Origin of the sequence: Streptomyces chattanoogensis (assembly GCF_001294335.1) — a bacterium.
Lineage (GTDB): Bacteria > Actinomycetota > Actinomycetes > Streptomycetales > Streptomycetaceae > Streptomyces > Streptomyces chattanoogensis.
The window spans coordinates 1-274 of sequence record NZ_LGKG01000107.1 but is presented as its reverse complement, the minus strand read 5'-3'; the positions used below and the strand labels follow the sequence as shown (position 1 = coordinate 274).

1 protein-coding gene is annotated in these 274 nt (G+C 71.2%); it reads right to left on the bottom strand.

What is annotated here, in order from left to right; translation table 11 throughout:
• A partial coding sequence (locus ADL29_RS12835) for a KR domain-containing protein (protein WP_157878481.1) occupies positions 1–274 on the bottom strand: 274 nt, incomplete at both ends.

Below are 274 nucleotides of genomic sequence, written 5' to 3'. Positions count from 1 at the left end.
GGTCCGGGTCATGCCGCCGTCCTGGGACCAGGGGCCCCACGCCAACGACACCGCCGGAAGACCCGCCGCCCTGCGGTGATGCGCCAGCGCGTCCAGGAAAGCATTGCCCGCCGCGTAGTTGGCCTGACCGGGGCTGCCGATCGTGCCGGCCACGGACGAGAACACCACGAACGCGTCCAGATCCAGATCCCTGGTCGCCTCGTGCAGGTTCCAGGCCGCATCCACCTTCGGACGCAGCACCGCCGACAGCCGCTCCGGCGTCAGCGACTCCACC